This window comes from Pseudomonas sp. TMW 2.1634 (assembly GCF_001703595.1).
In the GTDB taxonomy this organism is placed as follows: Bacteria; Pseudomonadota; Gammaproteobacteria; order Pseudomonadales; family Pseudomonadaceae; genus Aquipseudomonas; species Aquipseudomonas fragi.
The window spans coordinates 1,254,789-1,272,748 of record NZ_CP016849.1 but is presented as its reverse complement, the minus strand read 5'-3'; the positions used below and the strand labels follow the sequence as shown (position 1 = coordinate 1,272,748).

The window sequence follows — 17,960 nt, the reverse complement described above, 5'->3', positions numbered from 1 at the left end:
CAAGGCAAAAACCAAGCGCTTACTCGCTTACAGCTTGCTTGATCTGCTTGGATGCGGACCAGATGCGGTAGCGCACTTCGATATCCTTGGGTACATACACCACGATCGGCAGTTTGCTGTTGTAGCGCAGCATAAAGCCTTCACCGACCACGGGAACGAATTCGGGGTGGGCCTTGCCATCGGGGCAGGCCATCATCGTGCTCATCGGCCCGCTGACCTTGTTCAGGCGATACATCGGGTAGCCCCAGCCCTTGAGGGTTTTTTCTTCCAGTTTACCGCCAAGGCGCTGCTGGTTGCAGTCGACCTGCAGGGTCTTGCCCGCGATGATCTGGACTTTGTAATCGTCTTCATTCTTCTGCTTGGGCAAATGAATGACCTGGCGGCTAAAGCCTGCCTCGGCTTTGGGATAGGGGGCGACGTCTTCCAGTTTGGCGGCGTTGGCCGCGCTGCACAGCGTACCCAGGGCAAGTAGTACAGCCGCACTGTTCACCAGTGATTTCATGGTGCTTTCCTTATTTCAGATCTGAAGATGTACAAAACAACGTGTCTGGAGCAACTACAGACAACGCAGAGTGCATTAAAGTGCAAAACAGATCACTTGGCATGGATAGATTGCATCGCGCCAGTGTCGAACTGCCAGTAAACTGCCTTTTTTCCTCCGAATCACATATTTCCCGAGGTTTTGCATGACACTCAGTCCTCTTGCGGGCAAACCGGCTCCGGCTAACGTGCTGGTCGATATTGCGCGACTGGTGACCGCTTATTACACCGGTCAACCCGATGCCGCCATCGCCACCCAGCGTGTTGCCTTTGGTACTTCCGGGCACCGCGGCAGTTCGTTCGAGCTGAGCTTCAATGAGTGGCATGTACTGGCTATCAGCCAGGCCATCTGCCTGTACCGTCAAATGAAGGGCATCAATGGCCCGCTATTTGTAGGCATCGATACCCACGCATTGTCGACGCCTGCTGGCGCCAGTGCCCTGGAAGTATTTGCTGCCAATGGTGTCGAGACCATGATCGCAGCGGACGATGAATACACCCCGACGCCAGCCATTTCCCACGCCATCATCTGCTACAACCGTGGCCGCACCAGCGGCCTGGCGGATGGCGTAGTGATTACGCCGTCGCACAATCCGCCAGAAAGCGGCGGTTTCAAGTACAACCCGCCCAATGGTGGCCCGGCCGATACCGATGTCACCAAATGGATCGAGGCCAAGGCCAACGAATTGCTGGCCGACAAGCTGCGCGGGGTCAAGCGCATGGGCTACGAGCAGGCCCTGAAAGCCGCCACCACCCACCGCCATGATTACCTGAACACCTATGTTGCCGATCTTCGAAACGTGATCGACATGGACACCCTGCGCGGCGCCAATCTGCGCCTGGGCGTTGACCCGCTGGGCGGTGCCGGTGTGCGCTACTGGTCGGCGATCGGCGAGCACTACGGCCTGAACCTGGACGTGGTGAACACCGAAGTCGACCCGACGTTCCGCTTTATGTGCGTGGATTGGGATGGCCGCATCCGCATGGACCCGTCATCCAGCTATGCCATGCAAGGCCTGATCGGCCTTAAAGAGCGCTTCGACGTGGCGTTTGCCTGTGACCCGGACCACGACCGCCACGGTATCGTTACCCCATCGGGCGGGCTGCTGGCGCCGAACAATTATCTGGCCGTGTCCATCGACTACCTGTTCCGCAACCGGCCGCAATGGCGCGCCGATGCCGCCGTGGGCAAGACCGTGGTCAGCAGCGGCCTGATTGACCGTGTCGCCGCGCGCCTGGACCGTCGCCTGTACGAAGTGCCGGTAGGTTTCAAGTGGTTCGCCGATGGCTTGTTTGACGGCTCGCTGGGCTTTGGTGGCGAAGAAAGCGCCGGCGCCTCGTTCCTGCGTCTGGACGGCAGCGTCTGGTCCACCGACAAGGACGGCTTGATCCCGTCGCTGCTGGCTGCGGAGATGACCGCGCGCAGCGGTCGTGACCCTTACCAGCTGTACCAGAAAATGACCGAGGAACTGGGCCAGCCGTTCTCCACCCGCGTCGACGCCAAGGCCACCCCGCAGCAAAAAGCGCTGCTGGGCAAGCTGTCGCCCGAGCAGGTCAAGTCCACCCACCTGGCAGGTGAAGCCATTACCCAGATCCTTAGCCATGCGCCGGGTAACAACCAGGCCATCGGCGGGCTCAAGGTCATGACTGAAAACGGCTGGTTTGCGGCACGCCCTTCGGGCACCGAAGACATCTACAAAATCTACGCCGAGAGTTTTATCGGCGACGAGCACCTCAGCCGCCTGGTTGAGGAAGCACAAGTGCTGGTCGATACCGCCATCGCCTAAGCCAATAAAAAAGCCCGGCCCCGCAAGGGGTCGGGCTTTTTTGTGGCTGGGCGCAAAGCGCTTAGCCCTTGGCGTTGAGTTGCACCACTTGCTGCATGTTCTCGTTGCAGGCCCGGGCTTGCTGGAGCATGGCCTCGAACGGTGCACTCATGATTTCGTCATGACTCAACCAGCTGTGTTTTTGCGTCATGGTGTACAGGTAGCGGTACTCATCCTTGCTGCGTTGGCTGCTCAAGGTCATATCGAACCACGGCGAGTTCACCTTGCAGGCCTTGATCGCCTTGCCCACCTTGGCACCTGAGAGGGTGATGTCGTAGGTCACGGTTTCCGGATCGGCCATGTACAAATCCGCCAGTTGCCCGGTACGTCGATAGTTCATCAGGCTGTCCCAGCGCTCGCTGGCAAAGGCCGGTTTGTACACCAGTTGCCCTGACAGGTTGTCCAGTGGTCGAAGGTTGGTCAGCGTGGCCTGCACCTTGTAACGCTCAGGCACGACAAAAGCGGTTTTCTCGCGGTTGATCTTGCAGTCGCTGATTTCCTTGCCGAAATGGTTACACAGGTTCAGGTCGGTCGCGCTGACTCCGGAGTCGGTGTCGGCAAAGCTGAGTTGCATCAGGGTCATTTGCCCCATCTGTACCTCAGCCGTGGTGCGGGCCTGACCGTCGCGGTTGAAGTGTTCGAACTTCTTCACGGCCATGCTCAGGCTTGGCTGTTCTTCGGGGATATGGTCCTGGTACACCTTGCCCTCGGCATCGATGACCAGTGCCCAGCGATTCTGGATATCGGGCATGCTGCGCCCCGGCATAAACACCGGGTTGGTCGGGTCCAGCCACCAGACCTGGCCGTTGACGTGTGCCTTGACAATGGCGTGGTTGGCCGCGCCGATGCCGGGCAGCAGCAACCCCAGCGGGTTGCTGCCACGGCTGACCCAGGCGGTCTGGGCGTTTATGCCGCTGGCCTGCAACATGGCGGTCAGCAGCACTGACAGGTCCTTGCAATCGCCGTAGCCGCGTTCTTCGATTTCATTCAGGGTAAACGGCACATAGCCACGATCCGTGGCGCGCCAGTCGCCCATATACCGGTATTGCTCGTGGATGTATTGCATCACCCCGGCCACTTGCCCGGCAGCAGGCAAACCCTTGAGGCCTGAGACGACCCTGGCGGCGCCCGCTGGCAGGTTGGCGGCGAGGATTTGGTGATAGCGCGTGGCCAGGCTGGCGAGATGATCCTGCACCAGGCCGGAACTGGCGATTTCAACCCGTGGCATCTGGCGGATATAGGCGTTGCCCGCTTCGTTGATGTAGTTAACGAAGCGCGGTGTTTTCTGCTCGATCACCAGGGTCTTGTTGTCGGATGACGGGGTGAAGGTAAAGTCCTCCATCAATTCACTGCGCCAGACGATGGGCTGTTCGGCGGTGAAAGTGCTTTTGAAGGCATCCGAACGCACGGGGGCTGGGCCGAACATCATCGGGTAATGGAAGTGTGTCATCAGCGGTTTGGCCACCGTATGTTCACGCACGGTGTAGCTGATTTGGGTGCCGATGCGCAGGTTGGGGAACGCGATCGAGGTTTGCCGCGCCCGCTGGAAGCCCTGGTCGGGGTTGGGCGCCATGCGCGTATCGATTTGCGTGGGGGCCAGGGCGACCGGTTTGCCGCCGGGTTGCGTCGACTGGGCGTCGATGATCTCCAGCTGATCAGTCTCGGGGAAGCTGAAGTCGATGCGCGACAGCATCTCGCGGCCATTGTTGGTCAGGATGGTGTAACGGTAAGTGGTGCTGCAATCGCTGCTGGTGTCTTGGTTGAAATGGCAGGTCTTGGTTGTTTCGCCCGCCAGTGCGGCCTCTGATGCCGGTTGCAATGCCGCAAAAGACGGCAGGCTGATAATCCCCAGTGTTGCGCAAATCAAAGATTTGCTGAAAGTAAAGCGGTGCATGAGCGCCTCAGGTCGTTCCCTTGAAACAGCACCCTGCGACGTTTTAGTTATGTCGATACACGCTTGCAGGATGCTGCGCGAACGGCGGATGATAATCGATCTCAACTGTATTTTCTACATTGTCAGACAATCATCCTCGCGCAGATGCCCGATCCAGAGCCTTGGCGTGAATTCAGGCGGCCGGCAGGGGCTGGCATACATCGACCCATTGCGCCTTGACCAGATCGGCCATGCGCGTCGGGCAAATCTTCACCGCCGTGTGCGTGGCGCCGGCGGCGGGCATCACTTCACTGAAACTTTGCAGGGAAATATCGCAGTACACCGCCAGATCGGTGGCCAGGCCGAATGGGCAAACACCTCCCACCGGGTGACTGGTCAAGGCAACGACCGTTTCGGCATCGAGCATTTTGGCTTTGCTGCCCAAGGCGTCCTTGATTTTTTTGTTGTCGATACGTGCGTCACCCCGTGCCACGAGCAACACGTTGCGTTCACCCACCCGAAAGGCCAGGGTCTTGGCAATTTGCCCGGGCTCCACGCCGTGGGCCTCGGCGGCCAGCGCGACAGTTGCAGTGCTGGTGGCCAATTCGATGATGTGCAGGTCGGGGGCGTTGGCGTGAAAAAAAGCGCGTACGGATTCAAGGCTCATCAGGCTCACTCTCTGGGCAAAAGCCTGAATCTAGAGAAGCCGATGGCGCACTGTCAATGCGCCATCGGCGAGGGTGGGTCAGATGTCCAGAATGATCTTGCCGAAGTGCTGATTGGTTTCCTGGTACTTGAACGCTTCGACGATGTCGTTAAGCGGGAAGTGGCGATCGATCACGGGGCGCATGCCATTGGCATCGATCGCCCGGATCATCGCCTGCTGCTGGCTGCGGCTGCCGACCAGCACACCCTGCAGGCGCACTTGCTTGATCAGCATTGGTACAAAGTCCATCGCCCCGGTGACGCCGCTGAGGATACCGATGATCGAGATATGCCCGCCCACCCGGATGGCAATCATCGACTGCTCCAGGGTTGCCGGGCCGCCGACTTCAATGATGTGATCGACACCGCGCCCGCCGGTCAGGGCCAGGGCAGTTGCGCCCCACTGGCTGTCCTTGCGGTAGTTGATCACATGGTCGGCGCCCATCGCCTTGAGACGCTCCAGTTTTTCGTCACTGGAGGAGGTCGCAATCACCGTGGCACCCGCCATCTTGGCAAATTGCAGGGCGAAGATCGACACACCGCCGGTGCCTTGTACCAAAACCGTGTCGCCCGGCTTGAGCGAGTCGTCGGCCATCAGCGCACGCCAGGCGGTGAGGCCGGCGGTGGTCAGGGTCGCAGCCTCGGCATGGCTCCAGCGGGCCGGGGCGTGGGTGAACGATGCGGCGCTGGCGGTGACCTGCTCACGGGCATAGCCGTCAATGCCGTCACCCGGCACGGTGACAAAACCTTCCACCAGCGGGGTGCCGTCGATCCACTGCGGGAAGAAGGTGCTGACTACCGAATCGCCGACCTTGAATTCACTCACATCCGTGCCTACGGCAATCACTTCACCCGCGCCATCGGCCATCGGGATACGCTCTTCGCTCGGCCCCCACATGCCGCTAACCACCGCAAAGTCGTGATAGTTCAGCGAGTTGGCATGCAAACGCACCGTGATTTCACCGGCACCTGGTGCAGGTGCTTCACTGTGGCCGACCACTACATTCTGATAGCCGCCGCCGGGTTTGACGAAGATTGCTTTAGTGCTCATGGGGCTTCCTCATATTTTTACATTGCGCGAAATAACGAAATGTATAGGTAAAAATTACAACTCGATTTTCAGCCTAGCCGCAAAGTCATTAATCGCCTGCTCATTGCGTCGGTAGTAAGTCCACTTGCCGATACGCGTGGTCAGAACGAATCCGGCGCGCTGCAAAATGGCCAGGTGCGCTGACGCGGTAGAAGGCGACAGCCCGGCCTTGTGCTGCAAATGGGTGACGCATACACCGATCGCAGGATCACCGTGGTCCTGGGGCGGGAAATTGCTGAGCGGGTCTTTGAGCCACTCCATCATTTGCATGCGAGTGTCATTGCCCAGGGCTTTGAGCTGTTCGAGAATCATGGAGGGGGATACTACGCTTTTTTACGAAATGTTCAAGGCTGCTGGTGTGGAGGGCGCAGAGTCGGCTCAGGTGCTGCCCGGGCCAGCAACTGACCTGCGCTGGCGCCCTGAGGCAGCAGCACAGGCCCGCCTGGCCGCGTGCGGTTTACCCGCCTGCCTGCACCACGTCGAGCAGGGCACGGTTACTGAGCAGAATCTTGCCGCTGGCCTCGGCGATTTGTTCGCCGCGCTGGTTGCTGCACTCGCCGCGCAGCACGGCAATACCGCCATTGCTGCGAGGTTTGTCCAGGGTCTGGGTGATGGTCCATTGCACGCTGAGGGTATCGCCAGCGAACACCGGGGCGACAAACCGGCAATTGTGCTCCAGGTAGGCCACGGCGGTGCCGTAGAAGTACATGCCGATAGAGGCCGACATAAAGGCGCTGGTCATCGGGCCGTGGAGGATCGGGCGGCCAAAACGGCTGTTGGCGCAGAATTCGGCATCGCTGTGCAGCGGGTTGAAATCGCCAAACATGCCGCAGGCCCGGCTGATATGGGATGCATCAATGGTCAGTGACTGGCCAAAGGTCTCGCCTTCACTGATTTCGTCGAATGCCTTGCCTAGAAAGTTCATGTATCAAGCTCCATTGCAGTGCGTTGTTCTTCAAGCTCGCGCAGGGCCTTGCGGATGATTTTGCCGGTGGTGGTCATGGGCAGTTCATCGAGAAACTCAATTTCCCGCGGGTACTCATGGGCGGCGAGCTGGGCGCGGACATGGGCCTGCAGCTGGCGCACGGTATCGTCGCTGGCGGCGTAGCCGTGATTGAGCACGACAAAGGCCTTGACCACTTCCGTGCGTATCGGGTCTTTCTTGCCGATGGCCGCGGCCAGTTTTACCGCCGGATGCTTGATCAGGCAGTCTTCAATCGGGGTGGGGCCAATGCGGTAGCCGGCGCTGGTGATAACGTCATCATTGCGCCCGAGAAAGTAGATATAGCCGTCGTCATCCATCGAGCCCTTGTCGCCGGTCACCAGCCAGCCGTTGAGGTATTTATCCTCGGTGGCCTGGCTGTTTTCCCAATAGCGCAGCATCTGGCTGCCGTTGGGCGTGGCCACGGCAATATGCCCTGAACCACCTGTGGGCACGAGCACGCCATAGTCGTCGACGATGGCCACGTTGAAACCCTCGACTGCACGGCCTATGGCGTGGGCACGGTAGATGCCCTGGCTGGCGCAGGAGGACACCACCAGGTTGCATTCAGTCTGGCCGTAGAATTCGTTGATGCGCACCCCCAGCGCATGATCGCCCCAGGCCAGCAGCTCATCACCCAGGGACTCGCCGCCACTGGCCACTGAACGCAGCGCCATTGACCAGCGCTGGCGCGGGTTTTCTACGCTGCGCAGCAGCTTGAGGGCGGTGGGCGGGAAGAACACATTTTTGATCTGCAAGTCTGCGATCAGCCCGAATACGTCTTCGGCGACAAATTTGTCAGCCCGGTAGGCCACCACGGGCACACCGTGGTACCAGGCGGGCAACAGCACGTCGAGCAAGCCGCCGATCCATGCCCAGTCCGCCGGGGTCCACATGCGGTCGCCGGGCTGGGGGAAGTCGTCATGGGAGCTGCAGACCCCCGGCAGGTGGCCAAGCAGCACGCGATGGGCATGCAGTGCGCCCTTGGGGTGGCCGGTGGTGCCGGAGGTGTAGATGATCAGGGCCGGGTCCTGGGCTGCGGTGTCGAGGGTCTCGAAACGGTCGCTCTGACGCTTGAGCTGGGTGTGATAATCCAGCACATCGGTACGCTGCGCGGGAGCATCGATGACATAGCACAGCTGCAATTGCGGCAGGTTGGCGCGTACCCCGTCGATCTTGTGCAGGCCGCTCAGATCGGTGATCAGCCCGCGCATGCCGCAGTTCGACGCGCGATGTTCGATGGCATCGCTGCCGAACAGCTTGAACAGCGGCACTGCGATGGCACCCAGCTTGTACAGGGCAATATGCGCGGTGCCGGCCTCCAGCCCCTGTGACAGCATGATCCCGACCCGGTCCCCCGCCTGCACACCGTGTTCGCGCAGGCTGTTGGCCAGGCGGTTGGCGTGCTGTTGCAGGGTTGCAAAACTGTGGTGGTGTACCGAACCATCGGCGTTTTTCTCGATGATCGCAATGCGTGTGGGGTCCTCTGCCCAGCGGTCGCAGCAGGCCCGGGCAATATTGAAACGCTGCGGGGCATCCCATTGCGGGTAGCGGGCAGAGACGTGCGCTGTGTGCATGGTCGAGTCCTTGTTGTTATGCGCCATGATCAGAAGCTGCCGAACGTTGAACCCAGCACCATCACCACCAGCAAGGCGGTCATGGGCACAACGGTCGTCATCATAAAAATTTGCGGATATGACTGGCGATGGGTGAGATTACAAATCGCCAGTAAGGTGATCACCGCGCCCGAGTGGGGCAGGGTGTCCAGGCCACCGGCAGCAATGGTGGCGACCCGGTGAAACAGGTCCGGGCTGATACCGGCGGCCTCGATCATGCGCAGATAGTCACTGCCCAGGGTACGGAAGGCGATGCTCAGGCCGCCGGACGAAGAACCGGTGATGCCCGCCAGCACGTTCATGCTCAGCACGGCGGAAATCAGCGGGTGTTCCGGCGAGATATTGAGGATGGTGTCCTTGATGACCGCAAACCCGGCCATGCCGGCGATCACTGCGCCGTAAGCCACTTCCGAGGCGGTGTTGAAGATCGGCAGCAGCGCGCCGATGGTGCCCTTGTTGATAGTGACCGTGAGGTTGTCCCAACGACGCCAGTTGAGCAGGATCACAAAGACGATCGCGCACATCAGTGCCAACAGCACCGACCACAGGCCTATGACGCTCAACGGGTCGATATTGCCAAAGCGTTCCTCGCGCAACACGCTGAGGTCCAGCGCAGGCAGGATCCAGTAGCTGAAGGCCGCATTGAGGCCGATCACCACAATAATCGGCAGCAGGGCAACCAGCAGCCCGGGCCTTTTGACCCCGTCACTGGCCGGTATTTCGTCGTCGTGGGGGCCGTAGCCTTCACCGTTGGCCATTGCCTTGCGGGCCCGAGACTGCAGCAGCCAGCTGCCCATCCAGAGCATGACGATCGAGGCAATAATGCCCAGGCCCGGGGCGGCAAAGGTGGTGGTGCCCAGATACGCGGTTGGGATCGAGTTCTGGATCGACGGCGCGCCCGGCAGCGCGGTCATGGTGAAGGTAAAGGCCCCCAGCGCGATAGCGGCAGGCATATAGCGTTTTGGCGTGCCGGACTCACGAAAAATCGCAGCGCCGATCGGGTACACGGCAAAGGCCACCACAAACAGCGACACGCCCCCGTAGGTCAGCAGTGCGCAGGCCAGGACCACAGTGAGAATGGCATGGCGATGGCCCAGTTTGCGCATAAACCAGTCAGCGATGGTATGTGCGGCTCCGGAGTCGGCGACCAGCTTGCCGAACAGGGCACCGAGGATGAACAGGGGGAAAAACTTGATCACATACAACCCCAGCTCTTTCATGAACAGCTGGGTATAGGTGGGCATGATATCGGCGGCGGCGCCGCTGAGCAGAACCGCCAGGGCGGCCATCAGCGGTGCCAGGATCAACACCGTCACGCCCCTATAGGCGAGAAACATCAACAACAGAAGGGATATCAGTATCGCCATCGTGCTCATGGGTGACTCTCTTATAATTATTGTTTTGGTAAGCGGGGCTGGGAGGGCTTCCGTTTACGTTTGCGTCAACCTAGAGCACGTATGCCAGCCTGTCAACCTTGCCCCCGTATTCATCAGGCGTGCGGGTCGGTCGATGGCTGTGCAGCCTGGAAGTGATGGCTGGAGCCGATAAACATATACATGGCCGGCACCATCAACAACGTCAGCAGAGTGCCGATGGACAGCCCGGCGAAGATCACCAGGCCCATGTCATGGCGCCCTGCAGCGCCGGCGCCGGAAGCCCATACCAGCGGCACTACGCCCAGTACCATCGCAGCAGTGGTCATCAGGATCGGTCGCAGACGCACACCGGCGGCTTCCTCAATGGCCTCACGCTTGCTGCGGCCAGCACGTTGCAGCTCATTGGCAAACTGCACGATCAGGATCCCGTGCTTGGTGATCAGGCCCAGCAATGTCACCAGGCCCACCTGGGTATACACATTGATCGAGGCAAAGCCCATGGTGATAAAAGCCAGCGCGCCAAACAGTGCCGGCGGCACCGAGAACAGGATCACCACTGGATCGCGAAAGCTTTCGAACTGGAAGGCCAGCGCCAGGTAGACGATCAAAATCGAAAACAGCAGCAAGCCGACAAAGCCACCGGATTCCTGGACGAACTGACGCGACTCGCCGGAAAAGTCCGAGGTGTAGCCCGAGGGCGCAATGTTGCTCAGAATGGTGTTGAGCTTTGCCAGCAACTCCCCCTGGGACACGCCGCTGACGCCCGAGAGGGTCGCCGAGTTCAACTGCTGGAAGTGGTTGATTGATTCGGCTTGGGTCGAGGTCTCGATATGCGCCACGGTGCGCGCCGGGATCATCACCCCGGCGGGCGTGCGGATGTAGTAATCGAGAATCTGCTCGGGGTTGAGCCGGTCAACCTGCAGCACTTGCGGGATGACCTTGTACGAACGCCCGGCGGTGGAGAAGTAGTTCACATAGTTGCCACCCAGAGCCGCGGACAAGGCGGCGCCGACATCAGCCTGGGTCATGCCCAGCGCGGCAATTTTTTCCCGGTCGACCACCAGCCTGGCCTGCGGCTTGTCCAGTTTCAGGTCGATGTCGGCAAACCAGAACAGCTGTTGTTTCTGGGCCTCGGCCATCACCGCCTGCGCCACTTCATTGAGGTTTTCTACCGAGTCGGTGGTGGTGATCACAAACTGCACCGGCAAGCCCTGGGCGCCCGGTAACGAAGGCAATGGAAAGGCGGCGACGGTAGCGCCCGGCACCTGATTCCATTTTTGCTGCAGGTCCATGATCAGTTGTGCCTGGGAGCGTGTGCGTTCGTTCCAGGGTTTGAGCAAGACCCCGCCCAGGCCCTGATTGAGGGCAGGCAGCCCGGTCAGCTGGAACATTTGCGCGTATTCAGGTTCCTTGTTGGCGATCTGGAACGCCTGGTCGGCAATGCGCTCCATCTGCTGGGGCGCAGCCGTCGGCGGGCCCTTGATCATCATGAACACCAGCCCCTGGTCCTCGGTCGGTGACAGTTCGCTCTTGGCGGTCATGCCACTGGCGGCAACCAGCACAAACAGGACAAAACCAAATATCACCAGCACCGGCCAGACATCCAGGCCAGCTGACAGGACGCGATGGTAACGCCCGCGCAACCAGTCAAAGCATTGATCGAGCCGGCGCGCGAAGCGGCCTTCATCCTGGCCGGGTTTCAACAGCCGGGAGGTCATCATCGGCGACAGCGTCAAGGCCACCACCGCCGATACGGTTACCGCACCGGCCAGGGAAAAACAAAACTCCTTGAACAGTGCCCCCGTCAGGCCGCTGCGCAGCCCGATCGGTACATAGGCAGCAATCAACACGACGGTCATCGCGATAATCGGGCCGCCCAGTTCCCGCGCCGCCACCAGCGCAGCTTCAAATACGCCTTTGCCTTGCTCCTTAATATGCCGGTCGACGTTTTCCACCACGATAATCGCGTCGTCCACCACCAGGCCAATGGCCAGAACCAATGCCAGCAAGGTCAGCAGGTTGATCGAATAACCCAGCAGGTACATGACAAAGAAGGTACCGACCAGCGACAGCGGTATCGCCACCAGCGGCACAATCACCGCGCGCAATGAGCCGAGGAACAGGTAGATGACCACAGACACGATGACCATCGCTTCCGCCAGAGTCTTGACCACCTCGACAATCGACGTGTTGATGAACGCCGTGGAGTCATACACGATTTCGCCGCGCACGCCGGCAGGCAATTGCCCTTGCAGTTCAGGGAAGGCGTTGCGCACGCTGGTGGCGACGCTGAGGATATTGGCATTGGGCGCGGCCTTGATACCGATAAACACCGAACGCTTGCCGGAAAACGCCACGCTGCTGTCGTAGCTTTCTGCGCCCAGGGTAACGGTCGCGACATCCTCCAGGTACACCAGGGCATCCTGGTTGTTCTTGATTACCAGCCGCTTGAATTCATCCACCGTGTGCAAGTCGGTCCCTGCCGTCAGGTCGACTGTGACCATCTGCCCGCGGGTCGAGCCGACGGCAGACAGGTAGTTATTGTTGGCCAGGGCCGTGGCTACGTCCTGGGCGCTGACGTCATGGGCGGCCAGTTTGTCCGGGTCCAGCCAGGCGCGCAGGGCGAACTGGCGCCCGCCGAGGATTTCTGCGGTTTGCACGCCCTGGATCGAGTCGAGCTTGGGTTTGACCACCCGCACCAGGTAGTCGGTGATGTTATTGGTGGGCAGGGTGTCGCTGTAGAACCCCAGGTACATGGCATCCGTGGTTTGCCCGACGGCGACCGACAGCACCGGCTCCTGGGCCTGGGCCGGCAACTGGTTCTTCACCGAGTTGACCTGGGTGTTGATCTCGGTCAGGGCTTTGCTGGCGTCGAAGTTCAGCCGCAGCGTGGCGGTAATGGTCGAGACCCCGGTAATGCTCGACGACGACAGATAATCAATGCCCTGGGCCTGCGCGATCGCGGACTCCAGCGGCTGGGTGATAAACCCGGCGACTGTGGCCGCATCGGCGCCGTAGTAGGCGGTTGTAATGGTCACGACCGCATTTTCGGTGCGTGGCCATTGGTTGACGGGCAATTCGAAGATCGAGCGCAGCCCCAGGATAAGAATGAACAGCGAAACGACCACAGCCCAGACCGGGCGCTGAATAAAGGTATCGGTGAGCTTCATGGGTCACCTTCAGTGTTCTTGAGGCGTTGGTGCCGCATCGTTGAGCGGCGCAGCACTGTTATCGATGTGCACCGGCGAGCCATTTTTGAGCTTCATCTGGCCACTGGTGATCAACAGGTCGCCTTCCTTGATGCCGGAGAGGATGGCGACCTGATCGCCACGGGTCGGTCCGGTCTTGATAAAGGTCTGTTGCGCCGTAAGTACCTCTTCACCCTTGTCGTTCTTGCTCGACAACGCGATAAACACAGTGGTGCCGTAGGGGTTATAAGTGACCGCAGTCTGTGGCACGGTCAGGTAGCGCAGCACCGCCCCCGAATCGACAACCGCACGCGCAAACATGCCGGGCACCAGTTTTTTGCCGGGGTTGGCAACACTGGCTTCGACCGTAACGTTGCGCGTGGTCGGGTCGAACCGGGTGTCGATGGTGCTGACGCGCCCCGTGAATGTCTGGTTGGAGAGGCCGTCGGCGCTCACCGAAACTTTTTGCCCGACGGCAACCGCCTCCAGCTGTGTCTGGGGCACGTTGAAGTCGATATAAATGGGGTCGAAGGTCTGCAGCGTGGCGATTTTGTCGCCCGGGTTAAGGTATTGCCCGGGGTTGACGGCGGTAATCCCGATACGCCCGGCAAAGGGGGCGCGAATGGTTTTTTTCGCCACCAGTGCGCGCTGCTGCTCTGCAGCGGCCAGCTTGGCTTTGAGGTCGGCGCTGTCGCTGTCCACTTGTGCCTGGGACACGGCGTTGACCGCCAGTTGCGCGCGGTCACGCTTGAGGACGATGGCGGCCAGGTCCGCGGTGGCTTCCAGCGAGTGGAGCAGGGCGATGTCCGAGTCGGCATTCAATTGCACAAGCAGCGCCTGCTCGGCCACTTCCTGGCCCGGGGCAAAGCCGATGCTGCGCACGATGCCGCCCACTTCGGTGGTCACATCAACCCCGCGCACGGCCTTTATCGAGCCGATGGCGGAGACCGTTGGCTGCCAGTCGTCGAACGGCACCTTCAGGGCCGTAACCACGGCGGCGGGCAAGGGCTGTTTAGATTGGGCGAACAGGGCTGAAATCTGGGTGAACTTGACCCCGGCGATAATCGCCACGATGACCAGCACCACCACGATCATGATGATCATCGGCCGCCACAGGCGACGCTTGCGCGGGCCGCCGGGTGCAGTGGGCTGGGGAGGCAGGGCAGAGGCAGTCTTGACGTCAGCCATGTGGGGTCTCGCTGTATCAGTGAGCCGGTCAGTCGAACCGGGACGGGGCGGCAGGCGCTGCCTTGTTGTGGGCCGGCATGATTTCTTCCCGGGTCGGCAGGCCGAAGCGGTCAGGACGGCCCTTGGTACCAGGGTCGACGTCATGGCGATTCCACCAACCACCGCCCAGCGCCTGGAACAGCGCTGCGCTGTCGCTGTAGCGCACGGCCTGGGCCTGGACCCGGGTGAGCACGGTATTCTGGTAGGTTTGCTGCGCCGTGAGCAGATTGATGTAAGCCACCGCACCCAGGCGGTACTGCGCCTGCACCAGCGCAAGGCTGGCCTGGGCCGAGTGCTCCGCGGCCACTTGCTGCTTGAGTGCCTCGGCATCGGCCTCCAGCGCCCTGAGCACGTTGGCCACATCCTGGAACGCAGTAATCACCGTACCCCGGTACTGCGCCGCCGACTGGTCATACGCCGCCACCGCCGCCCGTTTGCGGTGTTCAAGCGCACCGGCATCGAACAGCGGCTGGGCGATGGCCCCGGCCAGGCTCCACACGCCCGAGCCTGCGGAAAACAGCTTGCTGCCACTGGCCACCGTGGAACCCAGTGACCCGGTGATGCTGAACTGTGGCAATTGATTGGCTACCGCCACGCCAATATTGGCACTCGCCTCATGCAGCTGCGCCTCTGCGGCACGCACGTCCGGGCGCTGGCCGACAAGTGCCGAGGGCAGGCTCACCGGCAATTCTTGTGGCAGATGCAGGGAGGCCAGGTTGAAACGCTCGCCCTTGTCCTGATTGGGGAACCTGCCCAGGTAGGCCATCAACTGGTTACGGGTTTGTGCCAACTGTTTTTGCAACGGCGCCAGCGTCGCGCGGGTTTGCGCCAGGGCGGTTTGCTGGGTCAGCACATCGGTATCGCCAATGGCGCCCAGGCGTCGCTGGGCCTGCAGCAGGTCGAGCTGGTCGCTCTGTAGCTGGATGATTTGCCCGGTCGCCGCGATCTGGTCGCGCAGGGACGCCAGGTTCACCGCAGTATTGACCACATTGGTGGACAGCGTGAGGTAGGTGGCCTCCAGCGCAAAGCGCTGGTATTGGGCTTGCGCCGTGGACGATTCGATTTGCCGGCGCGTACCGCCGAAAACATCCGGTGCATACGACACATTCAGTGATGCGGAGCTCAGGGTCAGAATCGGCGCAGACGCAGCGCCGGTACTGGCCCCGGAGACCTTCTCACGGGTTTTCGACAGGTTGGCGCCCACCGAGGGAAACAAGGACGCCTGATCGGCATAGACCAGCTCATTGGCCTGGCGCAAGGCTGCCTGGGCGGCGCTGACATCCGGGTTGGCGCGCAAGGCCTCTTCGACCAGTGCGTTCAACTGCGGCGAACGGAACAGCGTCCACCATTGCCCGGGGATGTCCATGCCGGCGATCAGGCGTTGTGCGGCGCCCCCAGCAGCGATATCGGCCTGCGCGGTGGTGGTGAATGCCTGTTGTGCGTAGTCGGCATCCGCAGCCAGCTCGGGCCGCACGAAGTCCGGCCCCACGGTACAACCGGCGAGGGCAATCAACAACAGGCTCAGCGGCAGGCGCCGGGACATCCAGCAGCCCTCCTGAAAGGGCACGCAGTGACTGGCTTCAAGTCACGTTGGCAAGTGAATTGAACGTTAATCCAAACCCGATGCAACCGCCAATAGAGGAAACTTTGGCCCGCAAGGGTTATGCGCGGCTCAAGGCTATCGGCTGCAGCGGCTGTGCCATCTATTTTGCGACCGGTTAGCCAGTAATCAGGTTAGAGTGCCCATCACCCAATCAATCGTTATGTGAAGAATGAATCGTGCGCTGTTTGTTTCTCTGGATGGGCCCAAGGGCGCCGGCAAAACCACACTGTTGGAAGCCGTCACCCAAGTACTGAGGGCTGACAACAAAAAGGTCATCCGGCTTTGCGAGAAAAAAAGCGATCCCGGTCGGGGGGCAACAATGGCCCTGGTGAACCAGCTCGTCAGATATCCCGACCGGGAATTGGAGTTACGGGTTTGCGAGCGCCTTGCCGATAGCCGTAGCTGGATTTCCCGGCACGTATTGGCTAAACAGCCCTCAGACAGCATCATCCTGATCGATCGCTGGTACCCGTCTGATGCCGCGTTTCGCCGGCTAACCCCGTTTGCAGAGATTCTGCAGTTGAACATCGATCGCAACGTGCAAGTCCCGGACCTGCATGTCGGGGTGGTCACGGCCCCTGAAATATCATGGGCGAGGGCCGCGGCACGGTCACGTGGGTTGGGCAGTACGGTGATGCATAAGCTGGAGGAACATGTCGCTTCTACTCAGGCGTTCGAACGGGCGATCACCGATCACGACTGGGTTTTATGCCGCAATGAAGGAACCGTTGAAGAAGCAACGATGCAGGTGATTTCGCAGATTTATCGGGTGCTGCGATGCCCCGCAGGCGAAGTTTGCAGCGCCGCGGTTGATACGGCCGGGATGGCCGTTGCACGGAGCTGAGCCGGCCTCATGGGTTGGCGAGGCCGGTTTTCACCGCAAAGCGACTATTTACAGTTGCCTGCCTTTCGATATCCCGCCGCCTGAGCCTCTGATTCAGAGCCGAACGCTATCTGGTTTTTCGCGGACACCTGAGCATAACCAGGGCACCCCGTAGACAGGTGGTAGATCTGGCTCTTGCGGTTGCCCTTGATCGTAGCTACGCCACTCGCACTCGCCAGGGTTGGCTGCACGGGTACACGTTGAGGATCAAGCGCAATGGCACTGACGACCCCGTCACCCACCGCCTTGTACCCTTGGCTCCACCGACGCTCGCCCGTTACGAAAGGATTGGAGTGCCCCATGACGGCTGCAATGCGCCGATCTCGCTCTTTCTCCCAGGGCGACACCGGGTATTGCTTGTCCCAGGCCATCAGTAGCTGTTGCTGCTGGCGAGACATACTCAGCCGGTATCTGTCGAACATGTAAAAGGTGGTTCTGGCGACCAGCCCCTTGACCTCGTCACGCGGCTCCGCAGCCCGCTGAGCAAAATCAACCCGTGTCTTGCATTGCCCATACTGTGGCGCGACCCCGCTGGCCATGCCGTAGTTGAAATTACTGCGATCGCCGTTCACCTCGCCAACAGAGGGGTAGAGGTTGAACAGATCGGCTTCCATCGCCCGGAACACGGGATCATCATCCACGCACTGTTTTCGCCCGCCGTTCTGCCAGCATTGGCGTTGGTTACCGAAAGTCCAGGCAGGAACGATGTGCTCCCATTCTGTACGTTGCGCGCGGCTTTGTTGTTTCCTGGTTTGATAGCCGCAAGATTCGGCATCGATTCGGCCACCTGACTTGCCTACCCATGTCCATTTGCAGCCGCAATACAGCTCACCCGTAGCACTGTTGGCCTGGTCGAGATAGATCTTCTGCTTTGCGATGACCTTGGCTTCGGAAAATGTCGATGGAGGGCTTGAAAAGGCAGGGGTAATGACCGCGAGGGACAGCGCTACTACAGCAAGCAGTTTTTTCATTGGACAGCTTAAGTGTTTGAGAGAAAACACATTATACGCACGACTACATGGCCACCGATGGACAACGAGAGGGCCTGGAT

At 60.5% G+C, this 17,960-nt stretch carries 14 protein-coding genes; 2 read left to right on the top strand and 12 right to left on the bottom strand.

From position 1 onward, the window contains the following. Positions 1–19: 19 nt before the first annotated feature. Positions 20–502, bottom strand: a complete 483-nt coding sequence (eco, locus tag BFC21_RS06000; protein ID WP_088377431.1) for a serine protease inhibitor ecotin — start codon at positions 500–502, stop codon at positions 20–22. 184 nt (positions 503–686) lie between these two features. Between eco and pgm the strand changes: the two genes are divergently transcribed. Next, the gene (gene pgm, locus BFC21_RS05995) at positions 687–2,327 is read left to right on the top strand and encodes a phosphoglucomutase (alpha-D-glucose-1,6-bisphosphate-dependent) (protein ID WP_088377430.1); all 1,641 of its coding nucleotides are present in this window, start codon (positions 687–689) and stop codon (positions 2,325–2,327) included. A 61-nt stretch (positions 2,328–2,388) separates the two neighbouring features. On the opposite strand, the gene BFC21_RS05990 is transcribed toward pgm, so the two are convergent. The 10 genes from BFC21_RS05990 to BFC21_RS05945 form a co-directional block, all read right to left on the bottom strand. After that, complete coding sequence (locus BFC21_RS05990) at positions 2,389–4,260, bottom strand: DUF3857 domain-containing transglutaminase family protein (protein ID WP_088377429.1); 1,872 nt, start codon at positions 4,258–4,260, stop codon at positions 2,389–2,391. 172 nt (positions 4,261–4,432) lie between these two features. Next, on the bottom strand, positions 4,433–4,906 hold the full coding sequence (locus tag BFC21_RS05985) for a YbaK/EbsC family protein (RefSeq protein WP_016780992.1): 474 nt from the start codon (positions 4,904–4,906) through the stop codon (positions 4,433–4,435). Positions 4,907–4,984: 78 nt separating this feature from the next. Further along, a complete protein-coding gene (locus tag BFC21_RS05980) occupies positions 4,985–5,995 on the bottom strand; it encodes an NAD(P)-dependent alcohol dehydrogenase (protein ID WP_086797203.1) in 1,011 nt (336 codons plus the stop codon). A 54-nt stretch (positions 5,996–6,049) separates the two neighbouring features. After that, entirely contained in the window at positions 6,050–6,346 is a 297-nt protein-coding gene (locus BFC21_RS05975; RefSeq protein ID WP_016780990.1) for a helix-turn-helix transcriptional regulator, read from the bottom strand. 145 nt (positions 6,347–6,491) lie between these two features. Beyond that, a complete protein-coding gene (locus tag BFC21_RS05970) occupies positions 6,492–6,959 on the bottom strand; it encodes a MaoC/PaaZ C-terminal domain-containing protein (protein WP_016780989.1) in 468 nt (155 codons plus the stop codon). Continuing rightward, a complete protein-coding gene (locus BFC21_RS05965; RefSeq protein WP_120266686.1) occupies positions 6,956–8,593 on the bottom strand; it encodes an AMP-binding protein in 1,638 nt (545 codons plus the stop codon). The genes BFC21_RS05970 and BFC21_RS05965 overlap by 4 nt, the downstream gene beginning before the upstream one ends. Before the next feature lie 29 nt (positions 8,594–8,622). Continuing rightward, on the bottom strand, positions 8,623–10,008 hold the full coding sequence (locus BFC21_RS05960; RefSeq protein ID WP_088377428.1) for a GntP family permease: 1,386 nt from the start codon (positions 10,006–10,008) through the stop codon (positions 8,623–8,625). A 113-nt stretch (positions 10,009–10,121) separates the two neighbouring features. Further along, entirely contained in the window at positions 10,122–13,178 is a 3,057-nt protein-coding gene (locus tag BFC21_RS05955) for an efflux RND transporter permease subunit (RefSeq protein WP_095003761.1), read from the bottom strand. Between the two features lie 9 nt (positions 13,179–13,187). Further along, the gene (locus tag BFC21_RS05950; RefSeq protein WP_088377426.1) at positions 13,188–14,384 is read right to left on the bottom strand and encodes an efflux RND transporter periplasmic adaptor subunit; all 1,197 of its coding nucleotides are present in this window, start codon (positions 14,382–14,384) and stop codon (positions 13,188–13,190) included. Between the two features lie 28 nt (positions 14,385–14,412). After that, the gene (locus tag BFC21_RS05945) at positions 14,413–15,966 is read right to left on the bottom strand and encodes an efflux transporter outer membrane subunit (RefSeq protein ID WP_120265798.1); all 1,554 of its coding nucleotides are present in this window, start codon (positions 15,964–15,966) and stop codon (positions 14,413–14,415) included. A gap of 229 nt (positions 15,967–16,195) precedes the next feature. On the opposite strand from BFC21_RS05945, the gene BFC21_RS05940 reads away from it, so the two are divergent. After that, positions 16,196–16,870 carry a dTMP kinase gene (locus BFC21_RS05940; protein WP_120265797.1) on the top strand — a complete coding sequence of 225 codons (675 nt, stop codon included), beginning with the start codon at positions 16,196–16,198 and terminating at the stop codon, positions 16,868–16,870. Between the two features lie 44 nt (positions 16,871–16,914). Here BFC21_RS05940 and BFC21_RS05935 read toward each other — a convergent pair whose 3' ends face one another. Beyond that, positions 16,915–17,880, bottom strand: a complete 966-nt coding sequence (locus BFC21_RS05935) for an endonuclease (RefSeq protein WP_088377423.1) — start codon at positions 17,878–17,880, stop codon at positions 16,915–16,917. Between the last annotated feature and the right edge of the window lie 80 nt (positions 17,881–17,960).